The 15,570-nt window shown below is 68.4% G+C and carries 14 protein-coding genes; 8 read left to right on the plus strand and 6 right to left on the minus strand.

All coding sequences use genetic code 11. From position 1 onward, the window contains the following. Positions 1 to 77: 77 nt before the first annotated feature. The 3 genes from ATO3_RS15400 to fsa form a co-directional block, all read right to left on the minus strand. Positions 78 to 1,037: a tyrosine recombinase XerC gene (locus ATO3_RS15400; RefSeq protein WP_088650775.1), complete on the minus strand. Its 960-nt coding sequence runs from the start codon at positions 1,035 to 1,037 to the stop codon at positions 78 to 80. A 17-nt stretch (positions 1,038 to 1,054) separates the two neighbouring features. Continuing rightward, positions 1,055 to 1,762 carry a DUF484 family protein gene (locus ATO3_RS15405; RefSeq protein ID WP_088650776.1) on the minus strand — a complete coding sequence of 236 codons (708 nt, stop codon included), beginning with the start codon at positions 1,760 to 1,762 and terminating at the stop codon, positions 1,055 to 1,057. A 348-nt stretch (positions 1,763 to 2,110) separates the two neighbouring features. After that, positions 2,111 to 2,764, minus strand: a complete 654-nt coding sequence (gene fsa / locus ATO3_RS15410; protein ID WP_088650777.1) for a fructose-6-phosphate aldolase — start codon at positions 2,762 to 2,764, stop codon at positions 2,111 to 2,113. Between the two features lie 216 nt (positions 2,765 to 2,980). Between fsa and ATO3_RS15415 the strand changes: the two genes are divergently transcribed. From ATO3_RS15415 to ATO3_RS15435, 5 genes are all read left to right on the plus strand, one after another. Further along, positions 2,981 to 5,176 (plus strand): primosomal protein N', encoded by a 2,196-nt coding sequence (locus tag ATO3_RS15415; RefSeq protein ID WP_088650778.1) that lies wholly within the window; start codon positions 2,981 to 2,983, stop codon positions 5,174 to 5,176. 397 nt (positions 5,177 to 5,573) lie between these two features. Beyond that, positions 5,574 to 6,809: an MFS transporter gene (locus ATO3_RS15420; protein ID WP_088650779.1), complete on the plus strand. Its 1,236-nt coding sequence runs from the start codon at positions 5,574 to 5,576 to the stop codon at positions 6,807 to 6,809. Between the two features lie 64 nt (positions 6,810 to 6,873). Continuing rightward, positions 6,874 to 8,250, plus strand: coding sequence for an MATE family efflux transporter (locus ATO3_RS15425; protein ID WP_088650780.1), 1,377 nt, complete (start codon positions 6,874 to 6,876; stop codon positions 8,248 to 8,250). A 10-nt stretch (positions 8,251 to 8,260) separates the two neighbouring features. Continuing rightward, positions 8,261 to 9,133, plus strand: coding sequence for a 50S ribosomal protein L11 methyltransferase (locus ATO3_RS15430; protein ID WP_088650781.1), 873 nt, complete (start codon positions 8,261 to 8,263; stop codon positions 9,131 to 9,133). Positions 9,134 to 9,240: 107 nt separating this feature from the next. Beyond that, on the plus strand, positions 9,241 to 9,588 hold the full coding sequence (locus ATO3_RS15435) for a hypothetical protein (protein ID WP_088650782.1): 348 nt from the start codon (positions 9,241 to 9,243) through the stop codon (positions 9,586 to 9,588). Positions 9,589 to 9,938: 350 nt separating this feature from the next. On the opposite strand, the gene ATO3_RS15440 is transcribed toward ATO3_RS15435, so the two are convergent. Next, entirely contained in the window at positions 9,939 to 10,157 is a 219-nt protein-coding gene (locus ATO3_RS15440; protein WP_088650783.1) for a DUF1127 domain-containing protein, read from the minus strand. A 349-nt stretch (positions 10,158 to 10,506) separates the two neighbouring features. Here ATO3_RS15440 and ruvC point away from each other — a divergent pair, with 349 nt between their 5' ends. Genes ruvC through ruvB form a run of 3 tightly spaced genes read left to right on the plus strand, consistent with a single transcriptional unit; the run spans position 10,507 to position 12,698 of the window. After that, positions 10,507 to 11,004: a crossover junction endodeoxyribonuclease RuvC gene (gene ruvC / locus ATO3_RS15445; RefSeq protein ID WP_088650784.1), complete on the plus strand. Its 498-nt coding sequence runs from the start codon at positions 10,507 to 10,509 to the stop codon at positions 11,002 to 11,004. Then, complete coding sequence (gene ruvA, locus ATO3_RS15450) at positions 11,001 to 11,675, plus strand: Holliday junction branch migration protein RuvA (protein ID WP_088650785.1); 675 nt, start codon at positions 11,001 to 11,003, stop codon at positions 11,673 to 11,675. Before ruvC ends, ruvA begins: the two co-directional genes overlap by 4 nt. 3 nt (positions 11,676 to 11,678) lie before the next feature. Continuing rightward, positions 11,679 to 12,698 carry a Holliday junction branch migration DNA helicase RuvB gene (gene ruvB, locus ATO3_RS15455; RefSeq protein WP_088650786.1) on the plus strand — a complete coding sequence of 340 codons (1,020 nt, stop codon included), beginning with the start codon at positions 11,679 to 11,681 and terminating at the stop codon, positions 12,696 to 12,698. Between the two features lie 108 nt (positions 12,699 to 12,806). Here the strand turns inward: ruvB and ATO3_RS15460 are convergent, their stop codons facing one another. Continuing rightward, positions 12,807 to 15,011, minus strand: coding sequence for a 3-hydroxyacyl-CoA dehydrogenase NAD-binding domain-containing protein (locus ATO3_RS15460; RefSeq protein WP_088650787.1), 2,205 nt, complete (start codon positions 15,009 to 15,011; stop codon positions 12,807 to 12,809). Continuing rightward, positions 15,008 to 15,517, minus strand: coding sequence for a hypothetical protein (locus ATO3_RS15465; RefSeq protein ID WP_088650788.1), 510 nt, complete (start codon positions 15,515 to 15,517; stop codon positions 15,008 to 15,010). The genes ATO3_RS15460 and ATO3_RS15465 overlap by 4 nt, the downstream gene beginning before the upstream one ends. Positions 15,518 to 15,570 lie beyond the last annotated feature (53 nt).

The raw sequence follows: 15,570 nt of genomic DNA on the forward strand, positions 1-15,570 counted from the left end.
ACCGGAACCGTGGGGCGTGTCCCGGCGCCTAAAGGGCGCTGGATTGTCCTGCGGGCGGTGGGCGGCGCCTCTGGCCCTCAGGTGGCCGCGCTTTTCCCCGGGGCGGATCGGGCGCCGCGGCGGGCGCGGGGATGGGCCTGGTCATAGACCTCCATCAGGCGCGCGGTGTCGACGGCGGTATAGGCCTGCGTGGTCGACAGCGACGCATGGCCCAGAAGGTCCTGGATCGCGCGCAGGTCGCCCCCGGCGGCCAGCAGGTGCGTCGCGAAGCTGTGCCGCATCGCATGGGGCGTCGCGGTGGAAGGCAGGCCCAGCTGCTGGCGGGCGCGGGCCATCACGCCGCTGACGGCGCGCGGGTTCAGCGGGCCGCCGCGCACGCCGCGAAACAGCGGCGCATCGGGCGTCATCGGGTGCGGGCAAATCGCCAGATAAGCCTCCACCGCCTGCCGCGCGGCGGGCAGCACCGGCACGATGCGTTCCTTGCCGCCCTTGCCCCGGATGCGCAGCACCTCGGGCAGGGGGGCGTCCTTGAACGTCAGCCCCAGCGCCTCGGAGATCCGCAAGCCGCAGCCGTAGAGCAGCGTCAGCACGGCGCTGTCGCGGGCCGAAACCCATTTCTCGGGCGATTGCAGTTCCACCGTGTCGATCATGGCGCGGGCGGCATCCTCGGCCAGGGGGCGGGGAAGCTTGCGCGTGAACTTGGGCGAGCGGGTGGACAGGACGGCGGTGGCGTCGAAGCCGTCACGTTCGGCCAGCCAGCCGATGAACCCCTTCACCGCCGAGAGGCGCCTTGCCAGGGACCGGGCCGAAAGGCCGTGGGCGCGTTCGGAGGCCATCCAGGCGCGCATGTCGGAGACGGTGATCTCGCGCAGCGGGCCAAGCCCGGCGCGGCCGCCCTGGTGGATGGCGAGGAAGGCCAGGAAGCCCGAGACATCGGTCGAATAGGCGCGGATCGTGGCATCCGCGGCGCCGTTCAGGGCGCGTTCATGGGTCAGCCAGCCCTGCAGCGCGTCGCGGCTGGCGGCCGCGATCAGCATGCTGCGGTCCGGCGCCGTCACGACAGCCAGTGCCGCATGGAGCGTTCGAAGACGCCGGCGAAGAAGCTGAGCAGGTCGGTGCCTTGCTGCGGCGTGAACTGGTGCGGATCCTCCGAGCCGAGGGCGAGCATGCCGGGCAGGCGGCCGGAGCCGAAATCGAGCCTCAGGCAGGCCTCGGACCGGATCCAGCCGGCGCGGGGGCCGTGAACCGTGGTGACGCCCTCCTGCAGCTGGCGCAGGGTGACCTGGCGCGGGCGCGGTTCGTTGCCGCGGCCGAGGTAGCCGTCGATGAAGCCGGGGTCGCAGATATGCAGAACCTGGCCCAGGCGGTGGACGGCCGGGTCTTCTTCGGCCTGGGTGGATTCGAGGATCAGCGTGACGGCATCGACGCGCAGGATCTCGGCCACTTCGCCGCCCAGGTCGCGCAGGAAGCCTTCGAACTCGACCGGGTCGAGCATGCGCAGGATGGCGCGGTGGACCTGGTTGGTGCCGGCGAGGTTTTCGTAGGCGGCGGCGATGACGGAACGATGGGTGTCCTCGAGCCGGTCGAGCCGGGCCTCGAGCCGCTCCATGGCGATGCCGCGGAGATCGACGATATTGCCGCCCATGGACCGTTCGTTGGCGGCGATGAGGGCGCGCATCAGGTCCTGGTCGTCCAGGATGGAATCGGGTGCCGCAATGATCGCGGCGCGCGTGGCGTCGTCGAGTTTCGGGCTACTGCTCATGAAGGCCTCTGGTGATTTGGAGTGTGTATAACATGACACAAGACCGCGTTTCGACGGAAAAAGCCCCGTCCCGCGGTCGAAACTGACCCTGTGGCGCTCCCGCCGCTTGTCATGCCGCGGCTGCGCCGCGCCCTTCCGCGCGTTGGGCATGGCCCTGCGCCTGCGGCGCAGGGCGGTCGCGCCAAGCAACACCGGTGGGATCAGCGTGCAACCGCCGCGCGGCCTCGTCAGAGGCCGCGCGGCCGGGCCCAAGGCCCGCAGGGCCCCGGCCAGGCCGGGGCCGAGGGGCGCGGGAGCCCCCCGGTCAGATCGCGGATGCGTCAGATCGTGAAGACGGGCAGCCCTGGATCACAGGATCTTCTGGCCGGTCTTTTCCCAGTCCGCCAGGAAGGCGGCGAGGCCCTTGTCGGTCAACGGGTGGCTGGCCAACGACTTGATCACGGCCGGCGGCGCGGTGATCACGTCGGCGCCGATGCGCGCACAATCCTGCACGTGGTTGGCGCTGCGGATCGAGGCGGCGAGGATCTCGGTCTCGAACCCGTAATTGTCGTAGATGGTGCGGATATCGTCGATCAGCTCCAGCCCGTCGAGCGCGATGTCATCGAGCCGCCCGATGAAGGGCGAGATGAAGGTCGCGCCCGCCTTGGCCGCCAGCAGCGCCTGGTTGGCCGAGAAGCACAGCGTCACGTTGACCATCTTGCCTTCGCCCGACAGCACCTTGCAGGCCTTCAGCCCGTCCCAGGTCAGCGGCACCTTCACGGTGATGTTGGGCGCGATCTCGGCCAGCTTGCGGCCCTCGGCGATCATCGCGTCGGCCTCGGTGGCGACCACCTCGGCGCTGACCGGGCCGTCGACCAGGTCGCAGATCTCCTTGGTCACTTCCAGGATGTCGCGGCCGGATTTCATGATCAGCGACGGGTTGGTGGTGACCCCGTCGACCATGCCAAGGTCGTTCAGCTCGGCGATTGCATCGATTTCGGCTGTGTCCACGAAAAACTTCATTTCTGTCCCCTTCTGCCCCTCGGGCGTGGCGGTCGTCTCTTGCCGGTCTGGTATCGCAAACGACGTCCACCGGAAAGCCCCGGCGGCACCAATCCTGCGATCGCGCGCGCCCCGGTGGCACGGTCCCGCCGGCGGGTGCGGATGCCATCACCCTTGCCCTTCCCGCATGGCCTGCGCTACCTCCCGACAACCACCCGAAAAGCCCGGAGGCATCCCATGGACGCGAGCCAGGAATTCGCAGCCGGAACCCCGGTGGCCGTCCTGACCACGCAGCCGCTCGACCGGCTGCTGGATTACAAGGCGCCCGAGACCGGCTGCCAGACCGGCGATTTCGTCGAGGTCCCGCTGGGCCCGCGCCGGGTGCTGGGCGTGGTCTGGGGCCCGGGGCAGGGCGACTTCGATCCGGCGAAGCTGCGCCCCGTGAACCGCGTGCTCGACGCCGCGCCGATGCGCGAGGAGCTGCGGATTTTCCTTGAGAAATGCTCGGCCTACACGTTGACGCCGATGCCCGCCATGCTGCGTCTGGCGACCCGCGCGCCGGGGCTGGGCGACCCGCCGTCGATGCGCAAGATCTACCGCCTGGGCGATGCCGAGCCGAGCCGCATGACCGACGCGCGGACCCGCGTGCTGGAGGTTCTGCGCGACCACGGCGGGCTGGCCTTCACGCTGGGCGAACTGGCCGAGATGGCCGCTGTGGGCACCTCTGTCGTCAAGGGGCTGGTCAAGCAGGGCGCCGTGCGCGAGGAGGACAGCCCCCGCGACCTGCCCTTCCCGCGTCTCGATCCCGGCCGCCCGGGCAAGGCGCTGACCGAGGACCAGTCCGCCGCCGCGACCCAGTTGCAGGAGGCCGTCGCCTCGGGCCAATACGGCACCACGCTGCTGCGCGGGATCACCGGCTCCGGCAAGACCGAAGTCTACCTGGAGGCCGTCGCCGCCTGCCTGGAGCGCGGGCGCCAAGCGCTTGTCCTGCTTCCGGAAATCGCGCTGACGGCGGAATTCCTGTCGCGGGTCGAGGCGCGGTTCGGCGCGCGCCCGGCCGAATGGCATTCGGGCGCCACCATGACCGAGCGCCGCCGGATCTGGCGCATGGTGGGCGAGGGCGGCGCGCAACTGGTGGTCGGCGCGCGCTCGGCCCTGTTCCTGCCGTTCCGCGACCTGGGCCTGATCGTCGTCGACGAGGAACATGACACGGCCTACAAGCAGGAAGAGGGCGTTCTGTACAACGCCCGCGACATGGCGGTGCTGCGCGCCTCGATCTGTGCGGCGCAGGTGGTGCTGGCCTCGGCCACGCCGTCGCTGGAAAGCTGGACCAATGCACAGGCCGGCAAGTACCGGAAAATAGAGCTGAATTCGCGGTTCGGGCCGTCGATCCTGCCGCAGATGCAATCGCTCGACATGCGCGAGGCGAAGCTGCCCGCCGGGCGCTGGATCTCGCCCGCTCTGGCCGAGGCGGTGGAGGCGCGGGTCGCAAAAGGCGAGCAGGCGCTGCTTTTCCTGAACCGGCGCGGCTATGCGCCGGTGACGCTGTGCCGGGCCTGCGGATCGCAGATCGCCTGCCCGCATTGCGACGCGCGGATGGTCGAACACCGGTTTCTCAAGCGGCTGATGTGCCACCAATGCGGCGAGACGATGCCGATCCCCAAGGCCTGCCCCGAATGTGGTGTCGAGGACCGGCTGGCGCCCGTCGGACCGGGCGTCGAACGGGTGGCCGAGGAGGCCGCGGCGCTGTTTCCCGAAGCGCGGCAGGCGGTGCTCAGCTCGGATCTCTTCGGCTCGGCCCGGGCGCTTAAGGCCGAGATCGAGCGGATTGCCGAGGGCGGGGCGGAGATCATCATCGGCACGCAGCTGGTGGCAAAAGGCCATAACTTTCCGTTGCTTACGCTGGTTGGCGTGATCGACGCGGACCTTGGCCTGCAGGGGTCGGACCTGCGCGCGGCAGAGCGGACCTTTCAGCTGATGCGGCAGGTGGCGGGCCGCGCGGGGCGCTCGGAGCGGGCGGGGCTTGCGTTGCTCCAGACCTATCAGCCGGAGCATCCGGTGATCCGGGCGATCCTGGCGGGTGACGAGGACGGGTTCTGGCGCGCCGAGGCCGGAGAGCGGCAGGCGGCCGGGGTGCCGCCCTTCGGACGGATGGCGGGGATCATCCTGTCGGGCACGGATACGGCGCAGGTCTTCGACCTGGGCAACGCGCTGGCGCGCAACACGGGGCCGCTAAGTGCAATTGGCGCAACGGTTTTCGGCCCCGCGCCGGCGCCGATCGCGCGGATCCGGGGGCGGCATCGCGTGCGGCTTCTGGTCAAGGCGCCGAAGGGCGTCGCGCTGCAGGAGGCGATCTCGCGCTGGATCGCGCCGGTGCGGCTGAAGGGGGATCTGAGGCTGGCGGTGGATATCGACCCGCAGAGCTTCTTCTGACGGTGGATTGGGGGCGCTGCCCCCGTCCTCCTGCGGAGGCCTCCCCCGGAGGTACTTGGGCAAAAGTGAAGATATGGACGTTTTGTACATTGTCCGAAGCGGGGTATGTCCGTTTTGTACATCTGCGAAACGCCGCTCCACCGCCGGATCCGGGCGCGCCGCCCGGGCGTCTGGCACAGGTCCCCTGCTTCATCTTTGCCCAAATACCTCAATCCGACGGTGGCCACGACACGGACCGATTGCATGATGGCGACTGGACCGCAACACGCCCGATCCGGCCAGCCGCATCCGCGCCCGAGGATCATCCACGCGCGACCGCGGTGCAAAATCCGCCCGGCGGTGGGAGCGGTGCGTATTTGTCTCGCCAATCGCGGGAGCGGGGCGTAAAGGGGCAGATATGCCCCGTATCGTGCCTCTGTCCGAGATCGGGTCGCAGCCGGCCTGGCGCCGGCCGATCCCGCTACTCGTCCTCACCGCGCTTGCCATGCCGATCGCCTTCGCGACCTGGTCGGCGCTTCTGAACAATTTCGTCATCGAGGTCGCGGATTTCGACGGCTCGGATATCGGCTGGCTGCACACGGTGCGCGAGATCCCGGGCTTTCTGTCGATCGGCGTGATCGCCATCATCATCTTCATGCGCGAGCAGGTGCTGGGGCTGGTCGCGCTTTTCATGCTGGGGGTGGCGACCGCCGTCACCGCCTGGTTCCCGAGCATGGGCGGGATCCTGACGATCACGATGCTGAGTTCGATCGGGTTCCATTACTACGAGACGGTCAACCAGTCGCTGCAGCTGCAATGGATCGAGAAGTCCAAGGCGCCGCAGGTTCTGGGCTGGCTGCTGGCGGCGGGATCGGCGGCGACGCTGGTGTCCTACGGGCTGATCGTGCTGCTGTGGGACCGGCTGGGGCTGACCTACAACACCGTCTACCTTGCCTCCGGCGGGATCACGGCGCTGCTGGCGGTGCTGGGCTTCCTGCTGTGGCCGCAGTTCGAGGCGCCGCATCCGCAGGTCAAGAAGATGGTGCTGCGCAGGCGCTACTGGCTTTATTACGCGCTGCAGTTCATGTCCGGAGCCCGCAGGCAGATCTTCATCGTCTTCGCGGGCTTCATGATGGTCGAGCATTTCGGCTTCGACGTGCACGAGGTCACGTCGCTTTACATGATCAACCTGGTGCTGAACATGATCTGCGCCCCGCTCATCGGCAAGGCGGTCAACGCCTGGGGCGAGCGGCGGGCGCTGCTGTTCGAGTACACCGGGCTGGTGATCGTCTTTCTCGCCTATGGCGGGATCTATTTCTTCGGCTGGGGCGTGGTGCTGGCGGCGACGCTTTACGTGATCGACCACCTGTTCTTTGCCATGGCGCTGGCGTTGAAGACCTATTTCCAGAAGATCGCCGATCCGGGCGATATCGCGCCCACCGCCGCCGTGGCCTTCACCATCAACCATATCGCGGCCGTCTTCCTGCCGGCGGGGCTGGGCTATCTGTGGCTGGTGTCGCCGGCGGCGGTCTTCGTGCTGGCCTCGGGCATGGCGATGACCTCGCTGCTTTTGGCGCTGATGATCCCGCGCCACCCCGAGCCGGGGCGCGAAACCACCCTGGCCGGCGCGCTGCCGGCAGCGGCGGCGGAATAGCCGGCCCCGTCCTTCCCTAACAGAGCGCCGGTGAGACCGGCCTTCGCAGCCAGAAGAGCGTGATGTGAGTATCCTCAACGAACCCGGACGTTTCCTGACAGGCTCGATCATGGGCCACGTGGCGCGGATGACGCTGACCGGCATGATCGGCTTTGTCTTCATCTTCGCGGTGGACGCGATCAACCTCTACTGGCTGTCGCAGACCGGCGACACGACGCTGGTGGCGGCCGCCGGGTTCGCCATGGCGATCCAGGTGATCTCGCTGGCCGGGGGGATTTCGATGATGGTCGCCTCCTCGGCGCTGATCTCGCGCGCGCTGGGGGCGGGAGAGGCAGAGCTGGCGCGGCGGCAGACCGCCTCGGGCGCCGTGATCGCGGCGGTGGTGCAGGGGATCGTGGCGGCGCTGCTGATCAGCTTCCGGCACCCGGTGCTGGCCTTCCTGGGCGCCGAGGGCGAGGTGGCGGCGCAGGCGGCGCATTACCTCGTGGTCTCGCTGCCGGCGCTGACGGTGCTGGGCGCGGGGATGGTGATCAACGGGGCGATCCGGGCGCAGGGCGATGCGCGGCGCTCGGTCGGCGTGACCATGCTGGGCGGGCTTGTCTCGGCGATCCTGGGCTATGTGCTGATCCACCGGGCCGGGCTGGGTCTGACCGGGGCGGCGCTGAGCGTGAGTGCGGCGCAATGCGTGTCCTTCCTGCTGGCCTTCCGGGTGGCGCGGCGGGTGCACGACCTGCTGGCGCGGCCGCGCGCGGCGGATATTCGCGCGACTTTCGGTCCGTTCATGGTGATCGCCGTGCCCGCGATGCTGTCGCAGCTGGCCCGGCCCGTCGGGCTGGCGGTGCTGGTCATGGTCATGGCGCCTTTCGGCGAAGAGGCGGTGGCCGGCTGGACCGTGCTGTCGCGGCTGATCATGGTGGCTTTCGGCGGGCTTTTGTCGCTGGCGGCGATGATCGGCGGGATCTTTGGCCAGAACTACGGCGCCGGGCGGATCGACCGGGTGCGCCGCACCTTCCGCGACGCGACGATCTTCGGCGTGGCCTATGTGCTGGTGGTCTGGGCGCTGCTGATCTGGGTGACCGAGCCCGCGATCCGCGCCTTCGGCGTCACCGGGCTGGGCGCCGACGTGCTGCGCGCCTTTACCCATTACGGGGCGGGGGGCTATGTTTTTGCCGCGATGCTGTTCGTCAACGGCGCGGCGCTGAACGTGCTGGGGCGGCCGCACTGGGCCACCGGCTTTGCCTGGGTGCGCGAGGTGGCGCTGACCTGGCCCGCCGCCGTGCTGATGGCGGGCTGGTTCGGGGCCGTGGGCGTCGTCTATTCCCAGATCGTCGTCAGCATGATAATCGGCACCGCCGCCTGGCTGGTGGGCCTGTGGTACATCCGGTCGCTGAAACCGGGCTCCGTCGCGCCCTCCGCCACCACCCCGACCCTTGCAGAATAGAGCCGATCCCATGCCCACGTTTACCGCCCTGACCACCCTGACCGGACGCAAGGAGGCCGAAGCCCTTGGCGAGGCGATGGAGCGGCTGGACCCCGAACCCACCGGCGTCGGTGTCTTCGAACTGGAAGACGGATCGGGCCTGTGGGAGGTCGGCGGCTATTTCACCGAAAGCCCCGACGCGGCGGGGCTGGCGTTGCTGGCCCAGGTCTTTGGCGCAAAGCCCTTCGCGGTGTCGGAACTGCCCGAGACCGACTGGGTCGCCAAGGTCCGGCGCGAGCTGTCGCCGGTGGCGGCGGGGCGGTTCTTTGTCCACGGCAGCCACGATTCCGACAAGGTGCCCGACGGGGTCGAGGCGCTGCTGATCGACGCGGCGATGGCCTTCGGCACCGGGCACCACGGCACCACTCTGGGGTGTCTCAAGGCGCTGGACTGGCTGATCGAGCAGGGCGAGGTGAAGCACAACGTGGCCGATATCGGCTGTGGCACAGCGGTGCTGGCGATGGCCGCCGCGAGGACCTGGCCCGAGGATGTGCTGGCCTCGGACATCGACCCGGTCGCGGTCGAGGTGGCGGAAGCCAATGCGCGGGCCAACGGGCTGGAGGGGCGGCTGCATTGTGTCGAGGCGGCGGGGTTCGATCATCCCGCCCTGGCCGGGGCGGCGCCCTTCGACCTGATCTTCGCCAACATCCTCAAGGGCCCGCTGATGGCGCTGGCGCCGGACCTGTGCGGCGCGCTGGCCCCGGGCGGGCATGCGATTCTCTCGGGCATCCTGGTGGAGCAGGCCGATGACGTGGTGGCCGAGTATTCCCGTTTCGGAACCAATTTGCAGCGGCGGGACGATATTGGCGACTGGACCACGCTAATCCTTATCCGAACGGAGTGATTGGGGCGCATTTGAGCCGAGTTCTATCCGTTCGCCCCGGTTTTGCCACAATCTGGCCGTAGCCAGAGCCATCCGTTGGTGGGGGCCACGGACCGGGGTTCTTAAAGATGTCTGACAGTTTCGCGGGGTTTGACGCGCGCCGTCGCCGGATCGAGACCAAGCACGGCAAGCTGGCGAATGGCTACGACCTTCACATGCAGAAAGACGGGCTGATCGTCGCCCGTCCGCGCCGGACGCGCGGGCTGGGCGTGACGCCCCGGGTGCTGATCCTCGTCGTCGCGGCCCTGCTTGGCTTCAAGGGCTTCCTGATCGCGGCGCTGGGCCCGATGGCCTATAGTGATCGCGTGGAGCGGCTGGGTGCCGGATCGGCCTTCGAGAAGGCCGGCGCCTGGGTCATGCAGGCCGACCCCGTCTCGCGCGAGATCGGCGCGGCACTTGCACCCTACCTGAAGTAACGACCCGACCGGGCGGTGCCTTGTGCTGCCGGGGGATGCGACGGGGGGCTGGCGCGCGGGGCGACGGTGCGCCGTGCAGCGTTAGACAGGATGAACGGGCGCAACCCCAGACCTTTTTCGGTCGTGCAGCCGTCGGTCCCGGTCCGGGGCGGTGTGTTGCGGGCGATGGGGCGACTGGCCAGGTCGGTTTGCTGATGTCTCGACGCGCGCGGGGCGCGGAGTGTCAGCGGCCTGCGGGACAAGGGTCCCTTCGGAAATCCTGTGGGCGGCGCGATGGGCCGGCCCGGTCCGCCCGGAGGCGGCGGTGACAACGCCGCGCGGATTTCGCGCGGCGCGTCAACGGCAACCCATCAGCGGGTCCAGCGGCCGACGGCGACGGCGTCGATGTCGCTGCGGTTCAGGCCGATGTCTTCCAGTTCGCGATCGGTCAGGCGCGACAGCGTGTTGCGCGTGCGGCGCGCGTCGTTCCAGCCGGCGAAGGCCGAGAAGAGAAGGGTGAACGGCGTGAGCACATGGCCAGCAGGGCCAGTGGAGCCGTAGGTCGGACGAGTGGTGTCGTAAGCAGCCATGATCGTTTCCTATGTGCAGAAGGTCAAAACAAAGACCGCATCAGCGGTCTGTCTCGCACATAGATTGCCCATTATGTTACCGCAACTGGTCCAGATTGCATTCTAGCTATGCGTTTTTAGAATGCCTTCGATTTAAGCAATATGCCCATAATTCAAAACCCTCTGCGCCGCGGAATTCATGTCGTTTGCAGGCAAAAGAGCGTCGATTTTGACGTCTTCCCGGGGCAGGATCCCGCCGGGGACCGGATCCGCGCCAAAACCGCGTTCGCCGCGAAGCGCTTGGCAGATGTTCGCGTTTCGTGCTAATGACTTGAAAAAAATGACACCAAGACAGCGGGCGGGCAGCCAGATGCGGGTACTGGGCATCGATCCGGGTTTGCAATGCATGGGATGGGGCGTGATCGAGCAGACGGGAAGCCGGCTGGTTCATGTCGCCAACGGCACCTGCAAGACCCAGGGAACCGACCTGTCGGCGCGGCTGTTGTCGCTGTTCGACCAGCTGTCGGATGTGCTGGACCGGCACCGCCCGGACGAGGCCGCGGTCGAAAAGACCTTCGTGAACAAGGATGGCTCGGGCACGCTGAAACTGGGCCAGGCGCGCGGCATCGCGATGCTTGTGCCGGCGCGGGCCGGGCTGCCGGTGGGCGAATATTCCCCGAACTCGGTGAAGAAGACGGTGGTGGGCGTGGGACATGCGGACAAGCGGCAGGTGATGCACATGGTGAAGCTGCAATTGCCCGGCTGCAATCCCGAGAGCCCGGATGCCGCCGACGCGCTGGCCATCGCCATCTGCCACGCCCGCTATGGCGGATCGCGCGGCATCGCCCTGCGCGAGGTGCGGGCATGATCGGGCGGCTGTCGGGGCGGCTGGATTACCGGGCCGCGGATCACGTGCTGATCGATGTGCGGGGCGTGGGATACGTGGTCTATTGCTCGGACCGGACCATGGCGTCGCTGCCGGGGCCGGGGGAGGCGGTGTCGCTTTATACCGACCTGCTGGTGCGCGAGGACCTGATGCAGCTGTTCGGTTTCCCGACGCTGGTCGAAAAGGAATGGCACCGGCTGCTGATGTCGGTGCAGGGCGTGGGCGCGAAGGCGTCGCTGGCGATCCTGGGGACCCTTGGCGCCGACGGGGTCAGCCGGGCGATCGCGCTGGGCGACTGGTCGGCGGTGAAGGCGGCCAAGGGGATCGGGCCGAAGACGGCGCAGCGCATCGTGCTGGACCTGAAGGACAAGGCGCCCAGCGTCATGGCGATGATGGCCCCGGCGCAGGCGCCCGCCCCGGCGGATGCCGGTGAAGCGCCGGTGGAGGTCGTGGAGACCGCCGCTCCGGCGCCGAAAGCCGCGCCGCCGTCGAACACGAACGCCCAGGCGGATGCGATGTCGGCGCTGTCAAACCTTGGCTACGGGCCGAGTGAGGCGGCCGCGGCGGTGGCCGAGGCCAGGGCCGAGGCGCCGGAGGCCGACAGCCCGGCGCTGATCCGGGCCGCGCTGCGCCTGCTGGCACCGAAGGGATAAGCCATGACCGAAGCCGATCCCACCCTGCGCCCGGAGCCGCTGCCCGAGGACAACGACCGCGCGCTGCGGCCGCGCCAGCTGGGCGATTTCATCGGGCAGGCAGAGGCGCGGGCGAACCTTGCCGTCTTTATCCAGTCCGCCCGCCAGCGCGGCGAGGCGATGGACCACACGCTGTTTCACGGGCCGCCCGGCCTGGGCAAGACGACGCTGGCACAGATCATGGCGCGTGAGCTGGGCGTGAATTTCCGCATGACCTCCGGTCCCGTGCTGGCCAAGGCGGGGGACCTGGCGGCGATCCTGACCAACCTGGAATCGCGGGACGTGCTCTTCATCGACGAGATCCACCGGCTGAACCCGGTGGTCGAAGAGGTGCTGTATCCGGCGATGGAGGATTTCGAGCTGGACCTTGTCATCGGCGAGGGGCCGGCGGCGCGGACCGTGCGGATCGAGCTGCAGCCGTTTACGCTGGTGGGCGCCACGACGCGGATGGGGCTGCTGACGACGCCGCTGCGCGACCGGTTCGGCATTCCGACGCGGCTGCAATTCTACACGGTGGACGAGCTGCACGAGATCGTCACGCGCAATGCCCGCACGCTGGGCGCCCCGGCCGATGAAGCGGGCGCGCGCGAGATCGCGCGGCGGGCGCGGGGCACGCCCCGGATTGCCGGGCGGTTGCTGCGGCGGGTCGTGGATTTCGCCGTGGTCGAGGGCGACGGGCGGATCGACCAGGCGCTGGCAGATCGCGCGCTGACGCGGCTGGGCGTCGACGGGCTGGGGCTGGATGGCGCGGACCGGCGGTACCTGACGCTGATCGCCGAGCATTACCAGGGCGGTCCGGTGGGGATCGAGACCCTGTCGGCCGCGCTGTCGGAAAGCCGCGATGCGCTGGAGGAAGTGATCGAGCCCTACCTGCTGCAGCAGGGGCTGATCCAGCGGACGCCACGAGGCCGGATGCTGGGCCAGAGGGCCTGGACCCACCTGGGGCTGCAGCCGCCGAAGTCCGAGCGCGACCTGTTCTCCTGAGGACCTGCAAAAAGACGGCCCCGAAGGGGCCGCCCCCGCAGGGGGACGCGCGCGAAGCGCGCGCCACGGACAGATTCGGGCCGGGGCCGAAGGCCCCGGCAACCGCCGTCAGGCGGCCTGTGCCGCGTCGGGGTTGAACCGGCCGTAGAAGGTCTGGTTCTTCTCGGCCATCTCGCGCAGCAGCGGCGGGCAGGCGAAGCGGTCGCCGTAATCCGCGGCCAGCTGGTCGCAGCGCTCGGCCGCATAGGGCGCGCCGATGATGTCCAGCCAGGACAGCGGGCCGCCGGACCAGGGCGCGAAGCCCCAGCCCAGGATCGCGCCCACGTCGCCCTCGCGGATGTCCATCAGAACGCCCTCCTCCAGAGCGCGGACCGCTTCCAGCGCCTGGATGAACATCAGCCGTTCCTGCACTTCGGTCAGGCTGGGCTGGTCTTGCATCAGCGGGAACTTGTCCTCGACCCCCTTCCAGTAACCCTGCCGCTTGCCGGCCTCGTCATAGTCGAAGAACCCGGCCTTGGCCTTGCGGCCCAGCCGGCCCTGTTCCTCCATCCAGAACAGCAGCCCGTCGCCGGGGTTTTCCGGATAGGCATTGCCCATGGCGGCCTTGGTCGCCCGCGCGATCTTGGCGCCCAGGTCGATCGAGGTTTCGTCGTTCAGCTGCACCGGCCCCACGGGGAAGCCCAGCTGCTGCGCCGCATGGTCGATCAGCGGCATCGAGACGCCTTCGGTGATCATGCGCAGCATCTCGTTCATGTAGGGGATGATGCAGCGGTTGGCATAGAAGAAGCGCGCATCGTTGACGACGATGGGCGTCTTGCGAATCTGGCGCACGAAGTCGAGCGCCTTGGCCACGGCCCGGTCGCCGGTCTCGGCGCCCTTGATGATCTCCACCAGCAGCATCTTCTCGACCGGAGAGAAGAAGTGGATGCCGATGAACTGTTCCTGCCGTTTGCTGGCCTTGGCCAGTTCGGTGATCGGCAGGGTGGAGGTGTTGGAGGCGAAGATGCAATCGGCGGGGATGATCGCCTCGACCTTCTCGGTCATCTCGGCCTTGACCTTCGGGTCCTCGAAGACCGCCTCGATGATCAGGTCGCAGTCCTTCAGCTGATCGAGATCCGGCGTGGCGGTGATCAGGTCCAGCATCGCCTGCTTCTTCTCGGGCGTGGTCTTGCCGCGCTTGATGCCCTTGTCGGCATAGCTCTCGGTATAGGCCTTGCCCTTGTCGGCGGCGGCCTGGTCCCGGTCGATCAGCACGACCTCGATCCCGGCCTGGGCCGAGACCAGAGCGATGCCCGCGCCCATCATGCCCGCGCCCAGAACGCCCAGCTTCTTCACGCGTTGGTCGGGGATGCCCTCGGGGCGCACCGCGCCCTTCTCCAGCGCTTCCTTGTTGAGGAAGAGCGAGCGGATCATGGCGCCCGAGGAGGGGTTCATCAGCACATGGGTGAACCAGCGCGCCTCGATCTTCAGCGCGGTGTCGAAATCGACCAGCGCGCCCTCGTAGACGGCCGACAGCAGCGCCTTGGGCGCGGGGAAGGCGCCCTGGGTCTTGCCGTGCACCATCGCGTTGGCGCCGACGAAGGTCATGAAGCCCGCCGGGTGATAGGGCGCGCCGCCGGGCATCTTGTAGCCCTTGGCGTCCCAGGGCTTGACCAGGTCGGCGGCTTTCGCCTCCAGCACCCACGCCTTGGCGGCGGCCAGCGGATCGTCCGAGACCTCGTCGATCAGGCCGGCGGATTTCGCCTTCTTCGGCTCGACCATCTTGCCTTCGAGCAGGTAGGGCGAGGCCCCCATCGCGCCTAGCTTGCGCACCAGCCGCGTGGTGCCGCCCGCGCCGGGAAAGATGCCGACCATGATCTCGGGCAGGCCGATGCGCGCCTTGGGATTGTCGGCGGCAAAGATCCGGTGCGTGGCCAGCGGCAGTTCATAGCCGATGCCCGCGGCGGTGCCGGGCAGGACGGAGGCGATGGGCTTGCCGCCCTTCTTGGTCTTGACGTCCATGCCGGCCAGCTCGATCTTGCGCAGCAGCGCATGCATCCGCATCACGCCTTCGAAGAGCCCGCGCGCCGGGTCGTCGCCGGCGTCTTCCTTCATCTTGGCGAGGATGTTCAGATCCATCCCCCCGGCGAAGGAGCCTTCCTTGCCCGAGGTGATCACGATGCCCTTCACCGCCTCGTCGGCCAGCGCGTCGTCGATCAGTGCGTCCAGATCGTCCAGCCCGTCGAGAGACATCACGTTCATCGACTTGCCGGGCACGTCCCAGGTGATCACGGCGACGCCGTCGTCGCCCTTGGCCATGGTAAAATCTGTCATGTCAGTCTCCGTCTGTCGTGAGTGGCAGGACGGGCTGACGTCAGTCGTCGGGGTGCCCCCCCCTGCAATGGCTCGAATGTGCCCTGGGCCGTGATCCGCGCCAGGCCGCGGGACCAGCGGATGTGCCCGAACGAGCTGCGGATCAGCGCGATCCGCCAGTCGCCGTTCTGCGGGCGCAGGACGAATTGGGTGTGAAAAGGTTCGACGATCCGTCCGGTGGTGCCAAGGATGTTGGTCTCCACCGTGACCTCGATCCAGTCCTCCTCCATCTGCGAAAAGGACAGCACGCGGCGATAGATGTCGGTGGCGCGCTGGATGCTCAGCGCCTGGTGGTAAAGCTCGAAATCCTCGCGCAGCTCCTCCTCCGTGCGCATCACGGAGGCCTCTTCGCCCCGGGGGACCGTGTGCATCGGCAGGTGGATGATCGAACGGTAGAGGTCGAAGTCGCCGGAGATCAGCGCCCGCGTCAGGGTGCGTTCGATGATGGTGAACTCTTCGGGCGTCATGCCTGCGGTCCTTCTCCGGCAACGCGAAACGCCCCGTCACGCAGGCGCCCACG

Origin of the sequence: Marinibacterium profundimaris, assembly GCF_002210095.1 — a bacterium.
Classification (GTDB): domain Bacteria; phylum Pseudomonadota; class Alphaproteobacteria; order Rhodobacterales; family Rhodobacteraceae; genus Marinibacterium; species Marinibacterium profundimaris.